Annotated in this window: 17 protein-coding genes; 8 read left to right on the top strand and 9 right to left on the bottom strand. The window is 42.4% G+C overall.

Features of this window, described 5'->3' with window-relative positions; genetic code table 11:
• Positions 1–31 precede the first annotated feature (31 nt).
• The 3 genes from L6494_RS13425 to L6494_RS13415 form a co-directional block, all read right to left on the bottom strand.
• On the bottom strand, positions 32–4,477 hold the full coding sequence (locus L6494_RS13425) for a beta strand repeat-containing protein (protein WP_237995675.1): 4,446 nt from the start codon (positions 4,475–4,477) through the stop codon (positions 32–34).
• Positions 4,478–4,768: 291 nt separating this feature from the next.
• The gene (locus L6494_RS13420; protein ID WP_237995672.1) at positions 4,769–5,872 is read right to left on the bottom strand and encodes a TIGR03032 family protein; all 1,104 of its coding nucleotides are present in this window, start codon (positions 5,870–5,872) and stop codon (positions 4,769–4,771) included.
• A 456-nt stretch (positions 5,873–6,328) separates the two neighbouring features.
• Positions 6,329–7,873 (bottom strand): FAD-dependent oxidoreductase, encoded by a 1,545-nt coding sequence (locus tag L6494_RS13415; RefSeq protein ID WP_237995671.1) that lies wholly within the window; start codon positions 7,871–7,873, stop codon positions 6,329–6,331.
• 515 nt (positions 7,874–8,388) lie between these two features.
• Between L6494_RS13415 and L6494_RS13410 the strand changes: the two genes are divergently transcribed.
• From L6494_RS13410 to L6494_RS13390, 5 genes are all read left to right on the top strand, one after another.
• Positions 8,389–9,387: a glycosyltransferase family 2 protein gene (locus L6494_RS13410; protein ID WP_237995669.1), complete on the top strand. Its 999-nt coding sequence runs from the start codon at positions 8,389–8,391 to the stop codon at positions 9,385–9,387.
• A 132-nt stretch (positions 9,388–9,519) separates the two neighbouring features.
• Positions 9,520–9,693: a hypothetical protein gene (locus L6494_RS13405; RefSeq protein ID WP_237995667.1), complete on the top strand. Its 174-nt coding sequence runs from the start codon at positions 9,520–9,522 to the stop codon at positions 9,691–9,693.
• A 330-nt stretch (positions 9,694–10,023) separates the two neighbouring features.
• Positions 10,024–11,883 carry an NAD(P)H-quinone oxidoreductase subunit F gene (locus L6494_RS13400; protein ID WP_237995665.1) on the top strand — a complete coding sequence of 620 codons (1,860 nt, stop codon included), beginning with the start codon at positions 10,024–10,026 and terminating at the stop codon, positions 11,881–11,883.
• A gap of 180 nt (positions 11,884–12,063) precedes the next feature.
• Positions 12,064–13,563, top strand: coding sequence for an NADH-quinone oxidoreductase subunit M (locus L6494_RS13395; RefSeq protein WP_237995663.1), 1,500 nt, complete (start codon positions 12,064–12,066; stop codon positions 13,561–13,563).
• 100 nt (positions 13,564–13,663) lie between these two features.
• Positions 13,664–14,986 carry a CO2 hydration protein gene (locus L6494_RS13390; protein ID WP_237995661.1) on the top strand — a complete coding sequence of 441 codons (1,323 nt, stop codon included), beginning with the start codon at positions 13,664–13,666 and terminating at the stop codon, positions 14,984–14,986.
• A 111-nt stretch (positions 14,987–15,097) separates the two neighbouring features.
• Here L6494_RS13390 and L6494_RS13385 read toward each other — a convergent pair whose 3' ends face one another.
• Entirely contained in the window at positions 15,098–15,412 is a 315-nt protein-coding gene (locus tag L6494_RS13385) for a hypothetical protein (protein ID WP_442947014.1), read from the bottom strand.
• A 242-nt stretch (positions 15,413–15,654) separates the two neighbouring features.
• Positions 15,655–15,828 carry a hypothetical protein gene (locus L6494_RS13380; RefSeq protein ID WP_237995656.1) on the bottom strand — a complete coding sequence of 58 codons (174 nt, stop codon included), beginning with the start codon at positions 15,826–15,828 and terminating at the stop codon, positions 15,655–15,657.
• 414 nt (positions 15,829–16,242) lie between these two features.
• Between L6494_RS13380 and L6494_RS13375 the strand changes: the two genes are divergently transcribed.
• Both L6494_RS13375 and L6494_RS13370 read left to right on the top strand, forming a co-directional pair.
• Entirely contained in the window at positions 16,243–16,917 is a 675-nt protein-coding gene (locus tag L6494_RS13375) for a hypothetical protein (protein ID WP_237995654.1), read from the top strand.
• A gap of 35 nt (positions 16,918–16,952) precedes the next feature.
• Positions 16,953–18,815 (top strand): peptidoglycan D,D-transpeptidase FtsI family protein, encoded by a 1,863-nt coding sequence (locus L6494_RS13370; protein WP_237995653.1) that lies wholly within the window; start codon positions 16,953–16,955, stop codon positions 18,813–18,815.
• 154 nt (positions 18,816–18,969) lie between these two features.
• Here the strand turns inward: L6494_RS13370 and L6494_RS13365 are convergent, their stop codons facing one another.
• The 3 genes from L6494_RS13365 to L6494_RS13355 all read right to left on the bottom strand — a co-directional run bounded on the left by L6494_RS13365 (position 18,970) and on the right by L6494_RS13355 (position 21,853).
• Positions 18,970–20,067, bottom strand: coding sequence for a glutamate--cysteine ligase (locus L6494_RS13365; RefSeq protein WP_237995651.1), 1,098 nt, complete (start codon positions 20,065–20,067; stop codon positions 18,970–18,972).
• 434 nt (positions 20,068–20,501) lie between these two features.
• Positions 20,502–21,593 (bottom strand): redox-regulated ATPase YchF, encoded by a 1,092-nt coding sequence (gene ychF / locus L6494_RS13360; protein WP_237995649.1) that lies wholly within the window; start codon positions 21,591–21,593, stop codon positions 20,502–20,504.
• A 38-nt stretch (positions 21,594–21,631) separates the two neighbouring features.
• Positions 21,632–21,853 carry a hypothetical protein gene (locus tag L6494_RS13355; protein WP_237995639.1) on the bottom strand — a complete coding sequence of 74 codons (222 nt, stop codon included), beginning with the start codon at positions 21,851–21,853 and terminating at the stop codon, positions 21,632–21,634.
• Positions 21,854–22,161: 308 nt separating this feature from the next.
• Here L6494_RS13355 and L6494_RS13350 point away from each other — a divergent pair, with 308 nt between their 5' ends.
• The gene (locus L6494_RS13350) at positions 22,162–23,697 is read left to right on the top strand and encodes an aminotransferase class I/II-fold pyridoxal phosphate-dependent enzyme (protein WP_237995637.1); all 1,536 of its coding nucleotides are present in this window, start codon (positions 22,162–22,164) and stop codon (positions 23,695–23,697) included.
• Here L6494_RS13350 and L6494_RS13345 read toward each other — a convergent pair.
• Complete coding sequence (locus L6494_RS13345; protein ID WP_237995635.1) at positions 23,690–25,147, bottom strand: TolC family protein; 1,458 nt, start codon at positions 25,145–25,147, stop codon at positions 23,690–23,692. The two genes, L6494_RS13350 and L6494_RS13345, sit on opposite strands and share 8 nt — an antisense overlap.
• Positions 25,148–25,305 lie beyond the last annotated feature (158 nt).

The raw sequence follows: 25,305 nt of genomic DNA, 5'->3' as shown, positions 1-25,305 counted from the left end.
GGCTTTTCTATTTACAGCATTTCCGGCTGTTTTAAATGTTAGTGAAATCGGAAGCAGTTAGGGTCGTGGTATTAATTCCCTTCAGTGTTGCTAAGATTTCATTCGTAGAACTCACCAAAATATTACTGCCAGAAAAACTCAGTTCACCAAAGGTTAAACCACCAGATAATCCAATCAAGTCAGTAGCCTTGCGGAAGTCAGTAATAATATCAGTCCCTTCTTTTGAAGCCAAGATAAATGTATCGTTACCGGCACCACCTGTGAGAATATCCTTACCGTCACCACCAGTGAGGATATCGTTACCGTCACCACCTATGAGAATATCCTTACCGCTACCACCTGTGAGAATATCGTTACCGTCACCACCTGTGAGGATATCGTTACCATTATCACCTGTGAGAATATCGTTACCGCCACCACCTATGAGAATATCGTTACCATTATCACCAGAGATAGTATCATCCCCTTCACCACCAGAAATAGCGTCATTACCATTGCGACCAGAAATAGTGTCATTACCTGGAGTGCCAGAGAGGATATCATTTTTGTTAGTGCCATTGATTTTATTACCAACCGCGATCGCCACACTAGCACTACTAGTCAGATTACCATCGCTGATGGTGTAGTCGAACTCGGCATTGCCACTAAACCCATTGGTTGGGGTAAAGACAATGAAATCATCTGCAAAATTGTTGGGAGTGCCGTTATTATTCAGCACGGCAATACCATTTTTGAAACCACTAACCTGAGTAATCTTGAGGTTATTGCTATCGATGTCAGTATCATTAGCGAGCAGACTAGTAGCCGAGATATTCACCGGAATATTCAAGGCACTAGTGAATCTATCATTAACGGCAGTGGGTGAATCGTTAACTGGCTTGACATTCAGGTTAAATGTACCACCAATGCTACCACCATTGCCGTCACTGACAGTGAAATTAAAGCTATCAGTGCCATTGAAGTTGGCATTGGGGGTGTAGATGAAAAAGTCATCGCTGGGATTGCCAGCAGTGTTGTTGTCGTTAAGTGTGAGTGTGCCGTTAATGGGGTTAGTGAAGTCACTGATGGTTAAGGTATCGCCGTCTGCATCTGTAAATCTACGTAGAATATTGCTGGCAAGGATGTTAACGGCAGTATCTTCGTTAGTCGTAGCCGCAGTTGCGAAGCCAAAGACTACGTAGCTCTCCCCTGCATAATTCTGACCGTTGGGGTCGGCACCTGATGCCCCGATAATCAGGTCATCGATGCCGTCGCCGTTGATATCCCCCGCACTGCTGACAGAGCTACCTGATCTGTCAAACCTGTTAATGCCGTTAATGACAAAGCCGTTGCTGCCATCAAGAGATGAAAGCTTGAGTTGAGCATTAAAACCACTACTACTACCAAAGACCACATAGCTCTCCCCTGCACCATACTGACCGTTGGGGGCGGCATTTGGTGCCCCGATAATCAGGTCATCGAAGCCGTCACCGTTGATATCCCCCGCACTGCTGACGGAGTTACCTGAGAAGTCACGCTCATCAATGCCGTTAATGACAAAGCCGTTGCTGCCATCCAGGTCAGAAAGGTTGAGTTGGGCATTAAAACCACTACTACTACCAAAGACCACATAACTCTCCCCTGCATAATTCTGACCGTTGGGGGCGGCATTTGGTGCCCCGATAATCAGGTCATCGAAGCCGTCGCCGTTGATATCCCCCGCACTGCTGACGGAGCTACCTGAGTAGTCACGCGCATCAATGCCGTTAATGACAAAGCCGTTACTGCCATCAAGAGATGAAAGGTTGAGTTGGGCATTAAAACCACTACTACTACCAAAGACCACATAGCTCTCCCCTGCACCCTGACCGTTGGGGGAGGCACCTCTTGCCCCGATAATCAGGTCATCGAAGCCGTCGCCGTTGATATCCCCCGCACTGCTGACAGACCAACCTGATGTGTCACTCGCATCAATGCCGTTAATGACAAAACCGTTGCTGCCATTCAGAGATGAAAGGTTGAGTTGGGCATTAAAACCACTACTACTACCAAAGACCACATAGCTCTCCCCTACTAAAAACTGACCGTTGGGGGAGGCACGATATGCCCCGATAATCAGGTCATTGAAGCCGTCGCCGTTGATATCCCCCGCACTGCTGACGGAGTTACCTGAGAAGTCACGCTCATCAATGCCGTTAATGACAAAGCCGTTGCTGCCATCAAGAGATGAAAGGTTGAGTTGGGCATTAAAACCACTACTACTACCAAAGACCACATAACTCTCCCCTGCATAATTCTGACCGTTGGGGTCGGCACGATATGCCCCGATAATCAGGTCATCGAAGCCGTCGCCGTTGATATCCCCCGCACTGCTGATGGAGCTACCTGATCTGTCACCCGCATCAATGCCGTTAATTACAAAGCCGTTGCTACCATCCAGAGATGAAAGGTTGAGTTGGGCATTAAAACCACTACTACTACCAAAGACCACATAGCTCTCCCCTAAACGATTCTGACCGTTGCGGGAGGCAAAACGTGCCCCGATAATCAGGTCATCGAAGCCGTCGCCGTTGATATCCCCCGCACTGCTAACGGAGCTACCTGAGTAGTCATACCTGTCAATGCCGTTAATCACAAAGCCGTTGCTGCCATTCAGGTCAGAAAGGTTAAAAACTGAAATCACAGTAGGTGCCTCATTCACACCTTTAATGGTCAAGTTGACTCTAGCTGTATTAGTCAAGCTGCCATTGTTGGTGGTGTATGTAAAGGTGTCAGTGCTGGTTTGACCCACAGCCAAAGCGCGAAAGGAAGCATTAGGGTCGTAGGTCAAACTGCCATCAGCATTAAGGGTAACTAAAGCACCAGAACTCAGGGTAATGGCAGTGCCAACAACAATTGTTTTACCATCGACAGCTGTCACCATGAGGGAATTGCTGTCGTTAGCTAAGACATCTATATTAACAGCAGTGTCTTCATCGGTTGTAGCCTCGTCATTAACCGGGACAGGAGGTTTATTTGTAGCCGCAGTTGCGAAGCCAAAGACCACGTAGCTCTCCCCTGCAAAAAACTGATCGTTGGGGGAGGCAAAACGTTCCCCGATAATCAGGTCATCGAAGCCGTCGCCATTGATATCCCCCGCACTGCTAACGGAGCCACCTGAGTTGTCAAGCAAATCAATGCCCTTAATCACAAAGCCCTCGCTGCCATCTAGCAACGAGAGGTTGAAGCCAGCACCAAAGCCACTGCTGCGGCCAAAGACCACATAGCTGCTATTCTCTCCACGAGTTATCCCAATAATCAGGTCATCGAAGCCGTCGCCGTTGATATCTCCCGCACTGCTGACGGAGCCACCTGAGCTTTCATACCTGTTAATGCCGTTAATGACAAAGCCATTACTGCCATCCAGGTCAGAAAGGTTGAGTTGGCGATTAAAACCACTACTACTACCAAAGACCACATAGCTCTCCCCTGCATTATACTGACCGTTGGGGTCGGCATTTGGTGCCCCGATAATCAGGTCATCGAAGCCGTCGCCGTTGATATCCCCCGCACTGCTGACAGAGCTACCTGAGTAGTCACCCGCATCAATGCCGTTAATCACAAAGCCGTTGCTGCCATCCAGAGATGAAAGGTTGAGTTGGGCATTAAAACCACTACTACTACCAAAGACCACATAGCTCTCCCCTGCACCATTCTGACCGTTGGGGTCGGCAAAAATTGCCCCGATAATCAGGTCATCGAAGCCGTCGCCGTTGATATCCCCCGCACTGCTGACGGAGCGACCTGAGCTGTCAAACTCATTAATGCCGTTAATCACAAAGCCGTTACTGCCATTCAGGTCAGAAAGGTTGAGTTGGGCATTAAAACCACTACTACTACCAAAGAGCACATAGCTCTCCCCTGCATTTTCCTTACCGTTGGGGTCGGCAAAAATTGCCCCGATAATTAGGTCATCGATGCCGTCGCCGTTGATATCCCCCGCACTGCTGACGGAGCTACCTGATCTGTCAGACCTGTCAATGCCGTTAATGACAAAGCCGTTACTGCCATTCAGGTCAGAAAGGTTGAGTTGGGCATTAAAACCACCACTACTACCAAAGACCACATAGCTCTCCCCTGCTTCATTCTGACCGTTGGGGTCGGCACCTCTTGCCCCGATAATCAGGTCATCGATGCCGTCGCCGTTGATATCCCCCGCACTGCTGACGGAGCTACCTGAGTAGTCCAACCTGTCAATGCCATTAATTACAAAGCCGTTGCTGCCATCCAGGTCAGAAAGGTTGAGTTGGCGATTAAAACCACTACTACTACCAAAGACCACATAGCTCACCCCTGCATTATTCACTCTTGCCGCGATAATCAGGTCATCGAAGCCGTCGCCGTTGATATCCCCCGCACTGCTGACGGAGCTACCTGATCTGTCAAGCACATCAATGCCGTTAATCACAAAGCCGTTGCTGCCATTCAGGTCAGATAGATTTAAAACTGCATTAGCCATTGTTGTTGATTCTCGTTTGTTAGTTGTTAGTTGTCAGCGATGCACTAAGTTTCGACTGCGCTCAACTACCGCTTGTCGAAGTGTTGTTTTTGATCTGGTTTAAGGGAACACTAAAAAATAAATTATTCTAAATTGATGGTTGGTAGGGTGTGTCAGTATGAATAATTTCTTGGTACAGTTAGGTTTTTTTGCACTGACGCACCCTACAGTTTGGATATTTTTTTATCTGGAAGTCCCTAATACCCCAACTACCGACTTAAACGGGTCAAAAGATGGGAAATTTCTCATCTGTTATCCCATCGTCACCATCCGGCGAATCTCATCACTCTTAAAACCGATCGCCATTGGACGACGCACCCCAGCTAGTGCTACTACATCGTATAATTCCAATACTGCCCCCTCCATTCGCAGTGAATGCACAATATCCCCACTCCGCAGATCAATCACCAGTAACCCACAGCGAGGTTCAGCATTTTTTTGTTGTAATTTCTCATCTAGAGGCAACCCGCTAAAAGTCTTGTTGTGTCTCGGCTGAGAAATCCCCACTACAGCAAAGTCGCCATGAAATGCACAACCGCGCATATATCCCGGACAAAATGCCACTGGTTCAAAGCTGCCTTGTTTCAAGTCTAGGTAGCCAAAATCTCCTGTGCCAGAGTTGAGTAACCACAGTTTGTCTCGATACCACCGAGGCGAATGGGGCATGGAAAGTCCTGTAATTAGTATCTCGTTACTCTCTATATCAATAACGCAACCACCATCACCCCGTCTATCCCGCCATCCTTCTGCTACATCCGATTGACTAACAGCCGTGACGTATCTGGGTTGACCATCTCGCAGTGCTAACCCGTTGAGATGACACCTGTCTTCTGCTGCTAATTTACTAATAAACGGCGGTTGCCAAAAGGGAATAAAACTATGGGTTTGACTAACTCTAGCTAAACAGCTAAATAATGTATTGACAAATATTAAATTAAGTGCATCGTTATTTGTTGGAGAACTACTCAGAGCGATATCGTGGATATCTAAATCTCCAGTCACATAACTCACCTGGGGCAAATACACAGCATCGTAGTTGTTGTGTATTTGCCCCGGTTGCAATGTGTTTTCAAACCTCCACAGTTGATATAAAGAACTCATATACAAGCTGCCATCTTGGGCATATAAACCCATACATCGCTCAAAGGTGCGCTCGAATACCGATAGTTTGCCGCTTGGTTGCAAGCCGATAAAAAATAATTTACCTGCTTGATAGGTGGTAAATGCCAGACTGAGATTTTGCTCGAGTAGCCAGGGGGTAAACTGGCGGGAAGCATTGATTTCTAAGGAAGGAACCGCAGCCTTACCCGATGCAGACACTGAGTTTTGATCGCTAGGGGTACGTGAAAAGTCCACTAATGTCTCTATTTAACTAGTTTTTCTCAGTAATTACTCTACAGTATATTTGCTGGTTAAATGCAGAATACTTTGTTAAATTCTAGCGTGCTAAAACTTACTAAAGGCTTCTTGCAAACGTGGAAACTTCGTTTTAGTTTTTTTGACAACGTAATTAAGCCTTTCATCTGCCTCTCAAGTTATGTATTCTTGAACTACGAATTATGTAAAGCCTGCGGCATAGTTGCGCTTAGAGCATAGCGGGACGTTAGTCCATTACGAATCAGGACTTACGCAAATGTCACAATCGATGGTTGGTGCGTGACGCTATAAGTCTCATGACTACGTTCAAATACTTTTGCAGCGTCACACAACGGCAATAAAGCGGGAGGAAAATCCACACCGCTTTTTGCCTCCCCTACATGAAAAATATGCCAGTTGCGTAAGTCCTACGAATTACGAATTACGAATTACGAATTACGAATTAGAGTAATCGCCGCCAGAACCAAACTTCCAAGCATCAATTAAGCGATGCCAGTAATATTGTTGTGTAGGGGGTAAATTCTTAATCCATGTTTCTATTATGGGACTTAGTGCAAATAAGGCAGAGTAAAAACCTAAATTACTATACTGCAATAGCCAATCTAGTAAGTTGATTAAACCTACCTGGGGAATTATTTTAGCAACTAAAACCGGATGATTTAACCCAGTTTTTAATAGTGTTTGTGTCAAGGCGGAAAACTGCACTATATCTTGTAAGAATGGTTTTAGCACTGGCGTTCCTAACTGCTGCATTTCTTGAAATACCGCAGAAAGTAATTGGTTAATTTGCTCTGGTGGAATGGTCTGATTAACACCAACACTCATAGCTTTTTGAAATAACCAAGTCACACTCAGACTAGGTTGATATGGTTGCAATTGTGCCAACGCCTTTGCAGATAATTGCTCAGTTTGTAATGCTTCTTCAATGCCAATTGTTAACCGCTTCAGATGACGCACCATTGCACCAAAACCACCAAAACTTAAGGGGGACTGACTACCACTGCTATCTCCCACTGGTAAAATGCGATGCCAAGGGGTTTGCAGGGGACTTTGGCGGTAAGTTGGGAAGAAACCAAACAAAGCGCGTTGAAATTTTAGTTGGCTCAATTCCACGCCTTGATATTCTGGTAATAAACGCAGATATTCTGCAAATAAATCTTCTAAGCCCAGGCGTTGGGGATGGGCATCCATATATGTAAATAAATAAGTTGTTCTCCCGTCTCTAGCGGGGAAGGCTTCCCAAAAATACTGACATTGATTCTGTAAAGAGGTGAATGATAAGATTAAATCTCCAGCGTTATTTGCTGGGAAACCTTGGGCGCAACTTCCTACTACTAAACATAGTGCATCTGGTTTTTTCCCTTGGCGTGCTTGTTGGGTGATGGGGGAAAGATGTCCCATTACGTCGAGTAATAATTTGGCTTTGAATTGATGATTAACTATTACCCCATCTGGGTGAACCACTACATCGCTAAAGGGTGTATTTTCTAATAACTCTCCACCAACCGCGAGAAATTTGGTTTTGAGTGTAGCTAATAAATAAACCGGATCTACACCGATATTTAAGACATCTTCTACCCAAACCTCTGCACCATCTTTAAATTTAACTCTAGCTGGATTGTATTGTGTAGCGATCGCACTTGCCAATTCTGCCTCTGTTAGCAGGTTCAATTCTACAAAGACTTCTAACTCTTGACGGGAGATATTCCACTCCTGTTCTCTCCCCTGCAAAATACCCCTTTCCAGCAACGCCACCCGCAGTCCCCGCACTGCTAAGGCGCAACCAATTAAAATGCCTAAAGTCCCACCACAGATAATTACGTCCCAGTCTACAGCACCTAAAGGCTGTTGATTTTCTTTGACTACTGAAGGGACTGGTGCGGTATTTTCTCTGATAGATTCGAGGATGCGATCGGCACTACGCAAGCCGCCTAAAACATTACCTGGTAGTTGGGAGAGAATCTCTTCAGTCAGGGACATAACAGTTAACTCTAGCAGAGTTCCTAGTATTAAAAGTATTTTTAATTTAACTTAAGTTTATTATATACATAATTTCAATTCGATTTTTGCTAATTGTGTAAATGATGGCTATTTTATTAATTACATATCATTGTGTTTCTGTTTGTGATGAACAAAATTCCTCTAGTAAATAAGACATTAAATATTTCTTACAGCCCAAATAAAAATATTGATACTTGTAGGCTTTTATCCCATACATTACTGATCGAGAGTTAGCAGAAAATTAATATTAAAATCTGTCTTTAGTAAGAATATTATTTTTTTAATTGAATAATAAATATTTTTATTATATACTCAACTCGTGTTGATTTATAAGAGAGAAAATGTGCAGGCTTAACGCACCTTCCCCAACGCCTTCGATGCGTTAATGCTTACGCCTAACACACCCTACTTCTACTTCTACTACTTCTACTTAGATTGTTTCATAAATCAAATCGGATTTCTATATTTGAGATAAAAATAAGAGAATCTATATTATGTCCCAATTAGTTTCAGTAATCATACCCTGTTTTAATGCTGAGAAGTGGTTATCTGAAGCGATTGATAGCTGCTTACAACAAACCTATTCTCATTTGGAAATCATTGTCATTGATGACGGTTCTACAGATAACTCTTTGGAAATTATCAAAAGCTACGGTGATAAAATTATTTGGCGTAGTTATTTACATCAAGGCGGTAATTACGCTCGCAATCGAGGCTTTGATTTATCTCAGGGAAAATATATTCAATATTTAGATGCAGATGATTATATTTTACCTGAAAAGATAGAAAAACAGGTCAGTCTGTTAGAAGCTACAGGCGCAGATGTTGTTTATAGTGACTGGAGACATCAGCATCATTTACTTGATGGTTCTAGTGTCTTGGATAAAATAGAAATAGCTGAAGCGAAAACAGACATTTTAGCGGCTTTACTAGCAAATTGGTGGGTGGCTTTGGCGGCTTTAATGTATAAGAGAAGTGCAGTAGAAAATAGTCGGGGATGGGATGAAAATTTACCCGCCGCCCAGGATAGAGCTTTTTTTCTATCCGTGGTGATGAATGGAGGTAAAGTTGTGTACCAACCAGGCTGTTATGCTATTTACAGAAAATATGGTTCTGTGACAGTTTCTACTGCTTCTAAAAGTCGGTGGTTAAAAAGCCACCATCTAGTATTACAGAAAGTAGAACAGGAACTATTGCAAAGGAAGCAACTTTTAATAAAGTACCGCCAGGCTTTAGCCAAATCATATTTTGAACTGGCTAGAGAAGCTTTATTTTTGGATTATGTCCAATATTTAATGTTCTTAGAAAAAGCTTTGGTAATATTTCCAGAGTTTAAAGCTAACAGTAAGAGAACAGTCTATCGGCTGATGCAAGATATTATAGGCTTTCGGCAAACTGAACGCATTGCCTGTAGTGTCTTGTTGGTCAAAAAGCTTGTAAATTCTAGCTTTGCGTATCCAAAAGAAAAATTTGGGATGACATCCTCAACGTGATATTGATTGCACCTCAAATAATATTTTACCTGCTAGACGCGATCGCGGTTAGGTTAAAGATTAATTTTTGGCATCGGCTGTGGCAATGTAGATATAGGTACACTCCCATCATCTGCATTGTAGGAAATACTCATGAATCGCTCTAAAATTGTAGCAATTATCACGGGGGCAATTTCTGTTCTGTTAGCGATCGCCTATCTCATTGTTGTGCAAATATTAGACTATCGTGATATGCAGCCCGCCCCCATCAGCGAATTTCAGCAATTATCAACAGTTATGGCTTTGGTAATTACCTCTGTTTTTTAGTTGCTAACCTAGAGACGCTATTCGCTGCGTCTCTATATTAATCTTTATATCCATAGATAAAAGTCGATGATTCCTATGGGTTAGCCGTAAGTTAACCTATAGAATAGAGTCTATGATTAAAATCAGAAAATTGATTATATAAGAATTAATTAGAGTAGACATCGTAGATTTATTTTGTTAAATAATTCCTTTTTGGTAAATATAACGGTAAGCTGAAAATAATATTAAGCAAAAATAAATTCCCTTATCTACAATAATTAGCTGACTGGGAGCAAGGTTAAATTTGCCCCAGTTTGGTTAATTTCTGCTGTAAATCCAGAGGTTAATTTCATGGCTCAGTTTCTACTAGAGACTGTTTGGCTAGTTCCGTGCTATGCCTTAATAGGTGGAATGTTGGCGATTCCTTGGTCGCCGGGAGTCATTCGCAGAATGGGGCCAAGGCCAGCAGGTTATGTAAATTTAATCATGACATTTTTGGCGTTGGTTCATAGCGTCCTAGCTTTACAAACAACCTGGAATCAACCACCCCAAGAAGTATTTATACCTTGGCTATCAACCGCAGGTTTAAACCTCACTATCGCCTTAGAAATTTCTTCGGTAAGTGTGGGTGCAATGGTGGTAATTACTAGCTTAAATTTGCTTGCACAAATTTTTGCGATTGGTTACATGGAAATGGACTGGGGTTGGGGACGCTTCTATTCTTTATTGGGATTATTTGAAGCGGGATTATGTGCTTTAGCTTTATGCAATAATCTATTTTTTAGCTATGTAATTTTGGAAGTCCTGACTTTAGGAACATACCTATTAGTAGGCTTATGGTTTAGTCAACCCTTGGTAGTCACCGGCGCAAGAGATGCTTTCTTAACCAAGCGGGTGGGAGACTTATTCTTGCTGATGGGAGTCTTGGGACTGTGGAATCTATCAGGGACTTGGAATTATACAGACTTAGCGGAATGGGCTGCTACAGCTAAAGTTGACCCGACTGTAATGACATGGGTAGGTTTAGCCTTAGTTGCTGGGCCGATGGGTAAGTGCGCTCAGTTTCCTTTGCATCTGTGGTTAGATGAGGCGATGGAAGGCCCTGTCCCCAGTACAATTTTAAGAAATTCGGTAGTAGTTGCTAGTGGTGCGTGGGTACTAATTAAACTCCAACCTGTATTAACACTTTCGCCTGTAGTTTCGGCGTTTATTATTGCCATTGGTGCAGTTACAGCCATTGGTGCTTCCTTAATTGCGATCGCGCAAATTGACCTGAAACGCTGTTTATCTTATTCTGTTAGTGCTTACATGGGCTTAGTGTTCATTGCCGTAGGCGCACAGCAAGACGATGCAGCATTACTTTTGGTACTCACCCACGCTTTATCCTCTGCACTCTTAGTCATGAGTACCGGCGGAATTGTTTGGAATAACATCACCCAAGATGTTACGCAACTGGGTGGCTTATGGTCACGTCGCCCCATTTCTGGTTTAGCCTTTATTGTGGGAACTTTGGGGCTAATTGGGTTTCCCCCTTTGGGTAGCTTTTGGGCTTTATTAAAACTAGCTGATGGTCTTTGGGGAAATTACCCTTGGTTAGTGGGAATTGTGATTACAGTTAACGCCTTAACAGCCGTCAGTTTAACCAGAGAATTCGGCTTAATTTTCGGTGGTAAAGTCAAACAAATGAGTGAGCGATCGCCTGAAGTTCACTGGCCGATGATATTACCCATGATGATTTTATTGGGTTTTGTTCTCCATCTGCCTTTGGTGTTACAAAGTTTATCACTACTACCCAGTTGGGCAGAACTCAACAAAGACGTTGCACTATTACTAATTTGGTCAAGTATTTTCGGTTGCAGTATTAGCGCAGTCATTTATTTAGGCAATATTCCCAAGCCAGTCCGCCTCCCTTGGAAACCTTTACAAGACTTGTTTGCTTACGATTTTTACACACCTAAACTCTATCGGATGACAATCATTTTCAGCGTTGCCCAACTTTCCAAATTTGCTGATATGGTTGACCGTTTTGTAGTTGATGGCATTGTTAACTTAGTTGGTTTGTTTTCACTTTTAGGTGGTGAAAGTCTCAAGTACAGCACCAATGGACAAACTCAATTTTATGCCTTGACAGTGCTTTTAGGTGTAGGTGTTTTAGGCGCATGGGTAACTTGGCCATTCTGGGGAGTACAGTTTTTAAGTCTGATTTTTTAATAGTGCTGAGTTCTTGAGTGCTGAGTGCTGAGTGCTGAGTAGTGAGTAGTGAGTAGTGAGTGCTGAATAGGTAGGCATTGTATTTTTCTCCCCCTGCTTCCCCTGCTTTCTTTTCCCCTGTCACCTGTCCCCTAATTCCCTCCTAAGCAAGTAATTTCCAAAATCAAAGCGGACTGCTATATGCTAAGTGTTCTAATTTGGATACCAATTTTAAGTGCTATAATTATCGGGTTTTTACCTGGTAAAGTCGTTCCAGCTAGTCGGGTGAGATTAGTATCTTTAACTATTGCCGGCATAGTTTTACTCTGGAACTTGTTTATTTTGCTGAAATTTGATATCAGCAATCCAGGGATGCAGTTTCGAGAATATTTACCTTGGAATGAAACCTTGGGTTTGAGTTATCAACTAGGGGTTGATGGCTTATCAATTTTGATGTTGGTACTCAATAGCCTACTCACCTGGATTGCGATTTATAGCAGTGATAAAGAAACTCACCGCCCCAGACTTTTTTACTCCCTAATTTTATTAATTAGTGGTGGTGTGGCGGGAGCATTCTTAGCAGAAAATTTACTGCTATTCTTCCTGTTTTATGAACTAGAATTAATCCCGTTTTATTTACTAATTTCTATTTGGGGAGGAGAAAAACGGGCTTATGCTGGCATCAAATTCTTAATTTACACGGCTGTTTCCGGTGCTTTAATTCTGGCGACTTTCTTAGGGATGGTCTTTTTAACTGGTTCTACCAGCTTTGCTTTTGATGCCGTATCTACACAAACTCTCTCCGCCGGGTTGCAATTCATCCTCTTAGTCGGAATTATCTTAGGGTTTGGCATCAAAATTCCCCTTGTTCCCTTCCATACTTGGCTACCCGATGCTTATGTAGAAGCTTCCGCACCCATTGCTATTTTGTTAGGTGGAGTGTTAGCGAAGTTGGGAACTTATGGACTATTGCGGTTTGGGATGGGAATGTTTCCCGAAGCTTGGAGTGCTGTAGCCCCAACCTTAGCCATTTGGGGGGCAATTAGTGCAATTTATGGGGCAGTAATTGCGATCGCGCAAAAAGATATCAAGCGCATGGTAGCATACAGCTCTATTGGTCACATGGGCTATGTATTGCTGGCTAGTGCCTCTAGCACCGCTTTAGCACTAGTTGGTGCTGTCTCCCAAATGTTCAGCCACGGTTTGATTCTGGCAATTCTATTCCACCTAGTAGGGATTGTAGAAGCGAAAGTAGGCACACGGGAGTTAGACAAACTCAATGGTTTAATGAGTCCTATTCGCGGTTTACCCTTAATTAGTGCGTTACTAGTTCTCAGTGGGATGGCGAGTGCCGGGATTCCCGGTTTAACAGGATTTATCGCGGAATTTATCGTTTTTCAGGGCAGTTTCTCGGTCTTTCCACTGCCGACACTTTTATGTGTAGCATCTAGCGGTTTAACAGCCGTGTATTTTGTCATCCTCCTCAACCGTACCTGCTTTGGCAAGTTAGATAACCTCGCCTATTATCCCAAAGTTGTATGGGCTGAGAAAATACCCGCCTTAGTTTTGGCATCTCTGATTATCTTTTTAGGTATACAACCTACTTGGTTAGTGCGTTGGAGTGAAAACACAACCACAGCAATGATAGCGACAATTCCTCCTATTGAAAAAACCGTAGTCTCTCAAGTGGCTTTGAAGTAGTAAGAAATCGATTTTTCTTTGTGTCTCTGTGGTTAAGAAAAATTTTTCACCACAGAGGCACAGAGGCACAGAGGTTAATTTTATTATCTAAGAAATTGCAATGGTACAAACTCCAGATAAACCTGTTACGAAATTACCTCCTTCCCAGCACGAATTTGCTGATATCATTCATCGCCTAGAAGCTGGCGGTTCGATGTTGCCAGATACGCCAGAGAATTTGATGCAAATTATCGGTATTTATAAAGCTTATGCTGTACCGATGGATTTTTATTGGCGTGACTTGCTTTATATTGCTGAACAAGAATTTTTAAATCCTTTTCCCTTTTTTAAATATTTTATATCCCAAGAATATTTAGACAGACATAATCACTATGCTGGTGATGATGCTGATTTAAGAATTTGGCGTGGTGAAGCAACTGCCCACCCTGAATTATTGGCATTTATGGAAAAGGGTGAAACCGTCAAAATGCCAAAGCTATTGCATCATTTATTACACGATCGCATTAATATGGAATTTGCGGAAGCGTGTATGCGGGCTATGCTGTGGCATCGTCAGATGTATGCCCCAGTTAACCAATTTGATGCTTACCTCGACTCGGAAGAATACAAAGCCAATGCAGACAGGGCAATTAAAGCGTACTTTCAAGGCAACCCAGTCATGCTGGGAATGTACAAGCTGTTCCCCGATATGTTTTTAGAACAGTGTCGCCAGATGTCTTACTACTCCAACCTCGGTTTATTCTGGGAAGTCATGGCCCCGGTATTCTTTGAGATGTCGGATATTTATGATGAAGGCGGCTTTAAAGGTGTCCCCGACGCGATGAACTTTTTAGTCAATGGCATATTTGCGATCGCTGGTCGTCCGATTTATCATCATGTGTATATTCGTGGAGAATGTTACGAAATCATCCCCAAATCCAAAGGTTTTACTTGGCTATACGAAGCCGCACTACCCTACGTAGAAGCTGTATTTTACCGCACAGCCCCCTTTAGAGGCACAAAATCCTATAATGCCCAAGCTGGTCAAGTACCCGATGACCAAAAAGACTTTCATTATGGCATTCTCTACGCCGATGTATTTCCCGTAGGTACAGCAGGGATTCCACCGACATTATTAATGCAAGATATGTTGCATTTCTTACCCCAATATCTTGTAGATTATTACCAACAATATTGTCGTGGAGAAGAAGACATCCTCATTCAGTTAGGTATTACCTTCCAACGTTCCATGTATAATGTCACCTCTGCGGTAATTCAAGCATTACGAACCGCCTTATTATATCCCCTAGACGACCCCAACCCCAAACACCTGCAAGCCAACCGCGAGTTTTTTGAAGCCCAACTCAACCGCTTTACCCGCACAGAATACAATATGCGTAACGCCGCCCGTCTGCGAGACATCCAAAGTCAAGATTATAGATAGGTGATAGGTGACAGGTGACAGCAGATGAGGGGAAGAGGAGATTTCTTTCAAATGAACCCTCCGCGCCCCTCTGCGTGAACCTCCGCGCCCCTCTGCGTTTAAACTTGACCCTTACAAATCTAAAAACGGGAAAACTTGAAGTAAAACTTTCCGTAACCGTAACAAAAAAACTGTTTGCCGTAAATTCTGACTCAGTTTAGGAGGTGGGCTAACTTGTAGCTTTTCTTGTAGTTGTGCATACTCAACAGGTGTGAGCAGTTTACCATCTATAGGCGATCGCGCATCTATAATAATTTCTGTACGTAATATCTCTTCTGGTGTATCATTTATCGGTGGTAGTGCCATTACCGCTAGCCCCAAATGACTACTTAACCACACCACAAGGCTACTACTAATGCTCCAAAAGACAAATTTAATCTGCTTCATAATCTGGTAATTTTTCATACCCAATTACCCATTGTTTGGACACTGAAGTGAGAAAGTAAATATCATCACCAGTGTCCCATAACTACTGCTCTACCAAAAATAACAATCTGAAGCAAGCTTCAAGTTGTCCATTAGCTACACTCAAATGCAGAAGCTAGTTGATTGATCTTGTAACTAATTACCTCAAGCCATGCTATGAGGATTAGTTACAAAACTTTCTTAGAAGATCGACTAACTATCTTCTATGGAGTAGCAGGTGCAGGGGTAGCAGGTGCAGGGGTAGCAGCACCTGTGTCAGCTGGTTCACCAGGGGTAGTAGCAGCAGGGGTAGCAGCAGGATCAGGAGTACCTTCACAAGCTCCTAGAAATCCAGCCAGACTTAACATCAATGCAAAACCAAAGATTTTTGTTTTCATAAACTCCTCTTTCACCAATTGCGGCAATAAAAAAAATTCGCCTGTTGAATACGATAACCTATTTGTTGCTAATTTTTTAAACCACTGCCAATACATATTCAAAAGCTATACTTTGGACTAAGTTTATTGGGATTGGTCTTATGTCTGAGTTCATTAGGTAGCTTAGATTTCAGAGCCAGCTAAGTTGATGCGAATTGACATCCAAAAAAGAAAAATCGATAGTGTCAGCAATAGGCATAACAGGATGCAGCAATATTCTGGTGACTCTTGCCCTAGGAGATTGGGGTTGCCATACTTGAGATGTAATACCCATCTATCAACGTGTTATTTGTATTTGTGACAAAGAGGGTGAGCCTAACCTTAGCAAAAATGAATAATCAGCTTACAATACATTATTTCTAATCGCAAAAATTTATGACTGCTGTTCGCAAATCAAATACTGCTAAACCGGGAAGTAGACAAGGTTCTACTCCCAGGCGCAGGAAGCGTCAATCGGCACGTTTAGAATCAACAGTGCAGAATGCTTCTATCGATGTAACTCCAACCGCGTCATTACCGACCACAAAACAACGGCAATCCTCAAAAAATTTATCGCTTCCCGTTACTCCAGGAAGGCAAAATTTAAAATCATCTCAGATATCTCATTCTACAGGTCGGTCAAGTCCTCAACCAAGAAGCTCAAACTCAAAATTTCTCAATGTGCCTGTAGTCCCTACTGCCACAGCCATGCCTTTATGGTTATTGCGACTGCATACCTTACATCGTCATTCCTCTGTTGTAGCGTTTCTATTAGTGGCAGCAACGTTAGTTGTATATGGATGCACAGTCTATACTCAAGACCTTTGGAGTAAAAACTATCGCAGACTGCAAAACCTCCAACGTCATGAGCGACACCTGACAACAACTAATGCCACACTAACCAACAAAATAGCTGAAGAGGCAGAAAACTCAAAAACTGGTCTAGTATTACCAACTCCTACCAACACTATTTTCCTCGATTCCTCATCCTCTCAACCTGATGTACTATCTCCCAGTACAAAACCAGCCTCAGAAATACAGTCGCCCACGTCCTCTTCACGGGGATACTAATGATAGGGAACGGGGAATAGAAAAGGAGTAGGGTTATGCAAAAAACACCAAGTCAATTAAAGTTTAGAAAATTACGTAAGCCGGAATTTACCGGACAGCGAAGGGTTGCTAAAAATAGGGACATGAAAGCTACTGTCCCCCCCACTCAAGAACAAATAGCAAATGCTAAATTCCGACTATTGACTGTTTGGGGGCTATTAATGGCTGCGGGGCTAGGTTTAGCCATCAATTTGTATAACTTACAAATTGTTCAGGGTCCAAAGCTTACCCAAAGAGCTAAAAACCAGCAAATGATGAAATTGCGCCCCTATACGCCCCGTCGCCTCATTGTCGATCGCAATGATAATGTGTTAGCTATTGACCGTCCTGTCTATACCTTATATGCCCACCCCAAGCTGTTTGACAAGACAAATGAAGCCATAGCCGAACAACTAGCTCCGCTTCTAGATAAAACTCCGCCTGAGTTAGTCAAAATTTTTCAAAGCCGAAAAAGTGGAATTACATTGTCCTCAGCTTTACCTGAAACTATTGGTGATCAGGTGAAGGGATTGCGCTTAAATGGTTTAGAGTTGATTTCCAAATATTCCCGATATTACCCCCAGGGTGATTTGATGGCTGATATTGTAGGATACGTAAATATTGACCGTCGTGGTCAGGCTGGTGTGGAATTCTCCCAAGACCAGTGGTTAGAACGTTCTCAAAAAACTGTGAGCTTAAACCGAGCTGGAAATGGGGCGGTGATGCCAGATAATGCCCCTGAAGGTTTCTTGGCTGCCGACGATTTAAGGATGAAATTGACTATTGATAGTCGTCTCCAAAGGGCTACCCGTGCGGCACTCAAAAAGCAAATGGAAGAGTTTAAGGGCAAACGTGGGGCAGTAATTGTCATGGATGCCTTAGATGGCTCTATTTTAGCCCTAGTTTCTCAGCCTACCTATGACCCTAATGACTATTCTAAAGCCGATATTTCCCTATTTAAGAACTGGACAGTCTCGGATCTTTATGAGCCGGGATCAACATTTAAACCATTGACTGTAGCGATCGCACTAGAAAATGGTGTAATCAATGCAGATGATACATTTAATGATCCTGGGGCAATTCAAATAGGTAAATATACTATCAGGAATGCCGGACTTAATGGTTACGGGCAGATTAATATTGCTCAAATTCTGCAAAATTCTAGCAACATTGGCATGGTGAAAATCATCCAAAAGTTAAAACCTTCGGTTTATTACAACTGGCTAGAACGTTTGGGGATAGGACAAGCAGTTGATACAGATTTACCCTCTGTAGCTAGTGGTAAACTCAAAAATCAAGAAATATTTATTCGTTCACCGATTGAAAATGCAACCACTTCCTTTGGACAAGGTTTTTCTCTAACACCATTACAACTGGTACAAATGCAAGGTGCATTAGCTAACGGTGGTAAGTTGGTGACACCTCACGTCATCCAAGGGTTAGTTGATAGCAAGGGACAAATCCATCACACACCTAATCACCCAGCACCACGCCAAATTTTCTCAACTACTACAGCTCAAAAGGTAGTAGAAATGATGGAAACTGTTGTTACTGTAGGAACTGGTAAGGCTGCCCAAATTCCTGGATATCGCATTGCAGGCAAAACCGGCACAGCCCAAAAAGCCAGCCCTAACGGTGGTTATATTCCTGGGGCAAGAATTACTAGTTTTGTCGCTATTTTACCCGTGGAATCTCCTCGCTATGTGATTTTGGCTGTGGTAGATGAACCAAAAGGCGCAAATGCCTATGGTTCTACGGTTGCAGCCCCTATTGTTAAGGATGTAATGAATGCACTAATTCCCATTGAAAAGATTCCCCCCAGCCAAGAAATTGAGCCAAAGTCTATTCAAAATAGCACAAAGGAAACAGTCAGAGATTGAATTAATTCGTAATTCATAATGGACTAACGTCCCGCTACGCTAACGTAATTCGTAATGGGCTGCGCCCTTTTTCTCTATCCCCTATCCCCTATCCCCTGTCACCTGTCACCTATCACCTGTCACCTGTCACCTATCACCTGTCACCTATCCCCTATTAATAGGTTTGCTTGAGTGCATCTTCAATAGAGCCTAAACGCTGGAAAACTTCTATTAACTCATGAGATTTTGTTCGGCGTTGTTCTAACATTAACTTCAATGGTGTTAATAATTTAATATCTGGATCATCTCCTAGGGCAACTTCTGCTGCTTGCAAAATTTCTCTAGCATTCATTAATATATCTTCGTTGCCAAAGCCTTCTTTTGCTGAAATTTGGTGTAGAGATGCGTCTGGTGTAATGGCTCTACCAATTAAAGATTCATCTAATATTAGACCCTTTAATAATGCTAATAGTGCTGCATAAATAGAAAAATCATCACAACTATCAAAAGCTTTAAATTCAATCCGTCCTATTTCGGCTGGTAGACGGGCAATTTTTGTTAATGATGGCACACTCTTAATTAGTTGCTCCTCTTCTGGAACAAATACTAAAGCTGCTGATCTTTTACCAGTTCTGATAAATGTTCTGACTGATAAGCCTTGCCAAAGTGTGCCGTTATAAAAAGGAGAACTATAACTAAAAGGTACAATATAAGGACTGTAATAAGTCAACTTTTTACCAATATCAATTACCTGTTCAATTGGTAAATCTGGGACTGAAATATTTAAGTCTGGCCCGTATGAAACCATGTAAATGTAAGCAGTTTGTTCATCAGGATAAGCCTGTAACTGCTGAATTTCGTATTCATTTAATGGTGGGTTGGGTTCAAAAGCTGTTTTGTAGGGATTAAAACTAGTTAACACTGGGGAAAAGCCCAATTCAACAGCTACCTCACGTAGTAAATCAAAACTGGCGGATAATTCCTGAATCGCTCCCTGAATATGAGAGTGGATTGTGGTTCTAATTTCTATACCTTTTGAGGTACAATCGATTACCTTGTCAGAATCTGCGAATCTTTCAAATCCTTCGATGTACCATCTCTTGGTTCTAATACCAGCATCACCCACACGCAATTGCAGATGGTCATCAGCATAAATGGGCAGTTTGTCGATAATTTGAGCAAAATCTGCAAATTTTGTACAGGTAAAATCTGCAAACTTTCCCTCTCGGTTGAGGAAAGCTACTTCATGTTCAATACCAAACAAGAAAACCATAGATTAAATAGGAAATATTCTTAATAAGTTCACCAAAATATAATACACCAAGGTAGTAGGATGGCGTAAAATATTTGTGCTTTTGGGTTTTTTAAGGCGATCGCTACCTTTATGTTATTTTTATTGCATTCAATAGCAGAGCTATTAATGAAAAACCTTAAACATAAATTAGTTATAAAAATATCGAAGCTATAGAACTTATTCCCGGTGCAGATGGTGGCGTAGTTGTAGGTACGGATGATGAAAATTTAGGCGGTTATATTTACATTTTGGGTGATGATGTTTTGTAAATATGGAATCTAACTTTTCACGGTATCTGGAAAACCTCTCTCTAAATCTCTCTCCTGCGAGGAGAGAGACTTTGAAATCCTGGTTTGGAAGTGGGATAGATCAAAAAGTGATGAATTAAGACGCGGTAAGTCGCGTCTCTACAATTAGACATTAAATCTGAATAACATTACATCCCCTTCTTGCACAGTGTACTCTTTCCCTTCGCTCCGTACTAAACCTTTTTCTTTGGCTGCATTCATTGAACCGTTTGTGACTAAATCATTGTAAGCAACGGTTTCAGCGCGAATAAAGCCACGTTCAAAATCGGAGTGAATTACACCTGCTGCTTGAGGTGCTGACATCCCAGCATTAATAGTCCAGGCGCGGGTTTCTTTTGGACCACAGGTAAAATATGTCCGCAACCCTAATAGGGTGTATGTTGCAGTAATTAAAGATTTTAAACCACCTTCTTTCACACCCAAAGATTCCAGAAAATCAGCTTTATCTTCTTCTGGTAATTCTACTAATTCCGCTTCTACTTGAGCAGAGACAATTACGACTTGAGCATTTTCTTGAGATGCAATTTTTCGTACTTGTTCTACAAAATCATTACCTGTTGCTAAGTCATCTTCAGATACATTTGCAGCGTAGATAATTGGCTTATTAGTAAGCATTCCTAAGCCTTGAATAATTTCGGCTTCTTCATCAGTTAAACTGACTTGACGGATTGATTTACCTTCATTTAAAGCCGCAGCTAATTTTTCTAAGATTGTGATTTCAAATTGTGCTTCTTTACTAGTACGTGCTTGCTTACGGGTGCGTTCAATGCGACGTTCTATTTGTGATAAATCTGCTAAACCTAGTTCTAGATTAATGATTTCAATATCTCGCGCTGGGTCAACTGAACCAGCGACATGGATAATGTCATCATTTTCAAAACAACGTACCACATGAACGATCGCATCAACTTCCCGAATGTGAGAGAGAAACTGATTACCTAGTCCTTCACCTTGGCTAGCACCTTTCACCAAGCCAGCAATATCCACAAACTCAACTCGTGCGGGGATAATTTGTGCTGAACCGGAAATTTTAGCAAGCACGTTTAAGCGTTCGTCTGGTACTGCAACAACGCCGACATTGGGTTCAATGGTACAAAACGGGAAGTTAGCTGCTTCTGCTTTGGCGTTAGCAACTACAGCATTAAATAAAGTAGATTTTCCGACGTTGGGAAGTCCGACAATTCCGGCTCTTAGCATTTTAGATTTTAGATTTTGAGTTTATGGACAGGGTTAAACTAAACAGGACTTGGTATAGTCTGGGGAATGGGAGCAGGTACTGGTTGGGGAATGGGAGCAGGTGCTGGTTGGGGAATGGGAGCAGGTACTGGTTCTGGTACAGGCTCAGGAAAGGGACGGGGAATTGTAGGCTCTGGTGTGGGTGTTGGTTCTGGTAATGGGTTTGGCTCAGGGTTGGGAACTTGCGGTTCGGGGATAGTAATAACTGTAGGTCGAATCATGATTCATCTCATAAATTATTCAACCTTCTCAAACTAGATGAAAACTGGAATTGTTGACATCTCCCCAAATAGCTATGCCCAAAAGTGTTATTTTAGCTAGAAACAGAGCAAGATACAATTAACAATTCAAAATTCAAAATTCAAAATTCAAAATTAATCCCTTTTAGAGCTTTGCGTCACTCTGGAGAAAATAACGGTGGTGGATGTCTTCAATTTCCCCCCACTATCTAATTCGTTGGCGAGAATCACAGCGTTACAAGTCAAAAACTTGATTTACAAGTCAAAAAATTAATTTACGAGTCAGATTAATGAATCAAAACCAAGCACCTTTACTAGAAGCTTTAAAAAACTGTGCTGCTCGTCCTCACGCTGCTTTTTACACCCCAGGACATAAGCGGGGACGAGGAATTGCTCAACCTTTGGCTGATTTGTTGGGTAGGGATGTGTTTGGTGTTGATTTAACAGAATTGGCTGATTTAGATAATTTATCTGCACCTCAAGGGGTAATTCAACAGGCGCAACAGTTAGCGGCTGCGGCTTTTGGTGCTTCACAAACATGGTTTTTAGTCAATGGTTCTACTTGTGGAATTGAGGCGGCAATTCTGGCTACTTGTGGTGTAGGGGATAAGATAATTTTGCCGCGTAATGTGCATTCATCTGCGATCGCTGGTTTAATTCTCTCTGGTGCAATGCCAATTTTCGTTAACCCTGAATATGACTCAGTTTTAGATATTGCCCACAGTATCACGCCTGAGAGCTTACAAGCTGCTCTGGAACAACATCCAGATGCTAAGGCGGTGTTGACAGTTTACCCGACATATTACGGTGTTTGTGGAGATTTACAGGCGATCGCTCACATTACCCATGAATATCATATTCCTTTGCTGGTAGACGAAGCCCACGGCGCACATTTTGCTTTTCATCCCCAACTACCTACCCCAGCTTTAGCCGCCGGTGCAGATTTAACTGTGCAGTCGATTCACAAGGTACTCGGTGCAATGACACAAGCATCAATGCTGCACGTCCAAGGTGAGAGGATAGATATTGACCGAGTAAGTAAAGCTTTGCAACTTTTACAGTCTACCAGTCCCAGTTATGTATTGTTAGCTTCCCTCGATGCGGCACGTCAGCAAATGGCGATGGAGGGGAAAGAACTCATGTCTCGCACTTTGCAGCTTGCAGATGATGCGAGAACTAGAATCAGTCAAATATCAGGTTTATCAGTTTTGCAGTTACCAGAAGAAGGTTGTTTATCACCTGGGTTTGTAGATTTGGATAGAACACGGCTAACTGTTACGGTTTCTGGTTTAGGTTTGACGGGGTTTGAGGCGGAGGAAATATTGGATGCACAGGGTGTAACGGCGGAGTTTGCTACACTGCAAAATATTACTTTTATTATTAGTTTGGGTAACACAGCAGATGATATTGAGCAGTTGGTGCAGGGTTTTAGGAGTTTAGGGACTTCCAGACAAAAAAATATCCACAATGTAGGGTGCGTCAATGCGATAGAACCCAACTATACCCAGAAAAGATACATACTGACGCACCCTACCAAACTCTCGAACCTAACCCCCAACTCCTTCCCTTGTAGGGAGCAAGAGTTAAAGCGAATTTCTCCCCGTGAGGCTTTTTTTGCTGCTAGTGAAATTGTACCTGTGTTAGAGAGTTGCGATCGCATCTGTGCGGAAATTGTTTGTCCCTATCCCCCAGGAATTCCGGCGTTAATTCCTGGGGAAGTTATTACATCATCTGTGCTGGAATATTTACAGCATATTCAAGAGCAAGGCGGATTTATTAGCGGTTGTTGTGATACGACTCTCCAAAGTTTAAAGGTAGTTAAGTAGATTTAACTCGATTTCCGGCAACGGCTCGTTTTAAACTGACCAGAGCGCGATTGTAATCTAAAATTGCGGTAAGTCGATTTCCTTCAGCTTGTGTTAACTCATTTTCAGCGTTGATGACATCAGTTTGAGTCCCCACACCCGCCTGAAATCTTAACCTTGCAAGGCGTAAAGATTCTTTAGCTTGTTCTAAGGCTGTGTCGGCGGTTTGGATATTTTTTAAATTGGCTTGCTTGTTAAAAAAGGCTTGCTCTACTTGTAACCGGACTTGATCAATTTGATCGGCAAATCTTGTTTCTGCGATCGCAATATCCGCTTTTGCTTGAGCTACCCTGGCTCTGGTTACTCCCCCATTAAATAAAGTTTTATTGATGCTCAGTCCTGCTGCGTAACCATCTGTAATGGCAACTTGATCATTAAATCGGTCAAGGAGATTGTAATTGATAAAAGAATTGTAAGTTGCATCTGGTGTGGATGTTTGTTCTATGGCAATTTTGCGCCGCGCTAGTTCCTGTTGCAGTTCAGGACGGTTTTGAAAAGCTAGAAGAATACTTTCTTCTAAGCTTTTTTGCCACAACTCTGCTATTTGCACGGGATCAGCTGCACTGATATTCGTCGTTTGCGATAAATTTAACCGAGCCGCTAACTGACGACGAGTGGTTTGTTGTCTAGCAATGGATTGAGTCAACCTTTGTTGAGCATTGGCTAAATTGACTTGCGATCGCAAAACATCAAATCTTGTCCCCACGCCGGCGCGTTCTAAAGCTACTGCATCTCGTAAACTAGCCTGGGAATTTTCTACAGAGGACAAAGCAATCCGTGCTTCTTCATCTGCCTGTTGTAGATTATAGTAATCTGTGGCAATATTCAAACGAATTTCTTCAGACAGACGCTCTACTTCTAACTCATTGACAATTATTTCTTCTTCAGCTATCTTTCTCTGGGATGTTTCTGGTTTGAGATTTTGAATGATTTGCACTCTCCCGTTAAAAGTAGAAGTTGCTGCTTCTGAGTTAGAAGAAAGATTAGAGTCTCTCTCTCTAGCATCACTTAACTGTTGCCGCAATTGTTCTTGCTGAAGTTGACCTTCAGCTAACTTTTGATATGTCACACCTGCATTTAAACTAACCGTGGGATATAAACCAGCTTCCGCTTCCCGTTGGCGCAGTACATATCGACTGCGTTCTACCGTCAGTAATGCTACCTGTAACTGATTATTGTTTTTTTGCCCTAGTTCTACAGCTTGTTGAAGAGTAATTGGATAATTGTTTGTAATTTTGACTTCTTCAGAATTTGTAGGTAACTCTAGGGGATTTTTGTTAGCCTGTAAAAGGCTGGGTGATATAGTTTTCACCATATCTAACTGGCTAGTTTTATAACCAGTTAAATTTCCTTGAATTGCTACACTATTATTTAATAGTATTCCGCCACTTAGAAATAAATCTATAAACACGATGACCCCCTAATTAACAATTCAAAATTCAAAATGACGCTCGCGGACTCGCTAACGCTGCGCTAACAAAATTCAAAATTAAATACAGTTGGAGTCGGGGATTTAAACCCAAAATCAACTGATACTACGTGTAGACGTAGGGGTCTTAAACCCTTGAA

It is taken from the genome of Nostoc sp. UHCC 0870 (assembly GCF_022063185.1).
Lineage (GTDB): Bacteria > Cyanobacteriota > Cyanobacteriia > Cyanobacteriales > Nostocaceae > Trichormus.
The sequence above is the reverse complement of the archived record's forward strand: the minus strand, read 5'-3'. Positions and strand labels throughout refer to the sequence as shown.

What these genes read in the sequence shown, in the direction of transcription:
- L6494_RS13350 (WP_237995637.1), top strand. Translation starts at nt 22,162, where the DNA reads ATGAATCAAAACCAAGCACCTTTACTAGAAGCTTTAAAAAACTGTGCT.
- ychF (WP_237995649.1), bottom strand. Translation starts at nt 21,593, where the DNA reads ATGCTAAGAGCCGGAATTGTCGGACTTCCCAACGTCGGAAAATCTACT.
- L6494_RS13365 (WP_237995651.1), bottom strand. Translation starts at nt 20,067, where the DNA reads ATGGTTTTCTTGTTTGGTATTGAACATGAAGTAGCTTTCCTCAACCGA.
- L6494_RS13405 (WP_237995667.1), top strand. Translation starts at nt 9,520, where the DNA reads ATGAATCGCTCTAAAATTGTAGCAATTATCACGGGGGCAATTTCTGTT.
- L6494_RS13415 (WP_237995671.1), bottom strand. Translation starts at nt 7,873, where the DNA reads ATGTCCCTGACTGAAGAGATTCTCTCCCAACTACCAGGTAATGTTTTA.
- L6494_RS13400 (WP_237995665.1), top strand. Translation starts at nt 10,024, where the DNA reads ATGGCTCAGTTTCTACTAGAGACTGTTTGGCTAGTTCCGTGCTATGCC.
- L6494_RS13425 (WP_237995675.1), bottom strand. Translation starts at nt 4,477, where the DNA reads ATGGCTAATGCAGTTTTAAATCTATCTGACCTGAATGGCAGCAACGGC.
- L6494_RS13370 (WP_237995653.1), top strand. Translation starts at nt 16,953, where the DNA reads ATGCAAAAAACACCAAGTCAATTAAAGTTTAGAAAATTACGTAAGCCG.
- L6494_RS13410 (WP_237995669.1), top strand. Translation starts at nt 8,389, where the DNA reads ATGTCCCAATTAGTTTCAGTAATCATACCCTGTTTTAATGCTGAGAAG.
- L6494_RS13385 (WP_442947014.1), bottom strand. Translation starts at nt 15,412, where the DNA reads ATGAAGCAGATTAAATTTGTCTTTTGGAGCATTAGTAGTAGCCTTGTG.
- L6494_RS13355 (WP_237995639.1), bottom strand. Translation starts at nt 21,853, where the DNA reads ATGATTCGACCTACAGTTATTACTATCCCCGAACCGCAAGTTCCCAAC.
- L6494_RS13390 (WP_237995661.1), top strand. Translation starts at nt 13,664, where the DNA reads ATGGTACAAACTCCAGATAAACCTGTTACGAAATTACCTCCTTCCCAG.
- L6494_RS13395 (WP_237995663.1), top strand. Translation starts at nt 12,064, where the DNA reads ATGCTAAGTGTTCTAATTTGGATACCAATTTTAAGTGCTATAATTATC.
- L6494_RS13375 (WP_237995654.1), top strand. Translation starts at nt 16,243, where the DNA reads ATGACTGCTGTTCGCAAATCAAATACTGCTAAACCGGGAAGTAGACAA.
- L6494_RS13380 (WP_237995656.1), bottom strand. Translation starts at nt 15,828, where the DNA reads ATGAAAACAAAAATCTTTGGTTTTGCATTGATGTTAAGTCTGGCTGGA.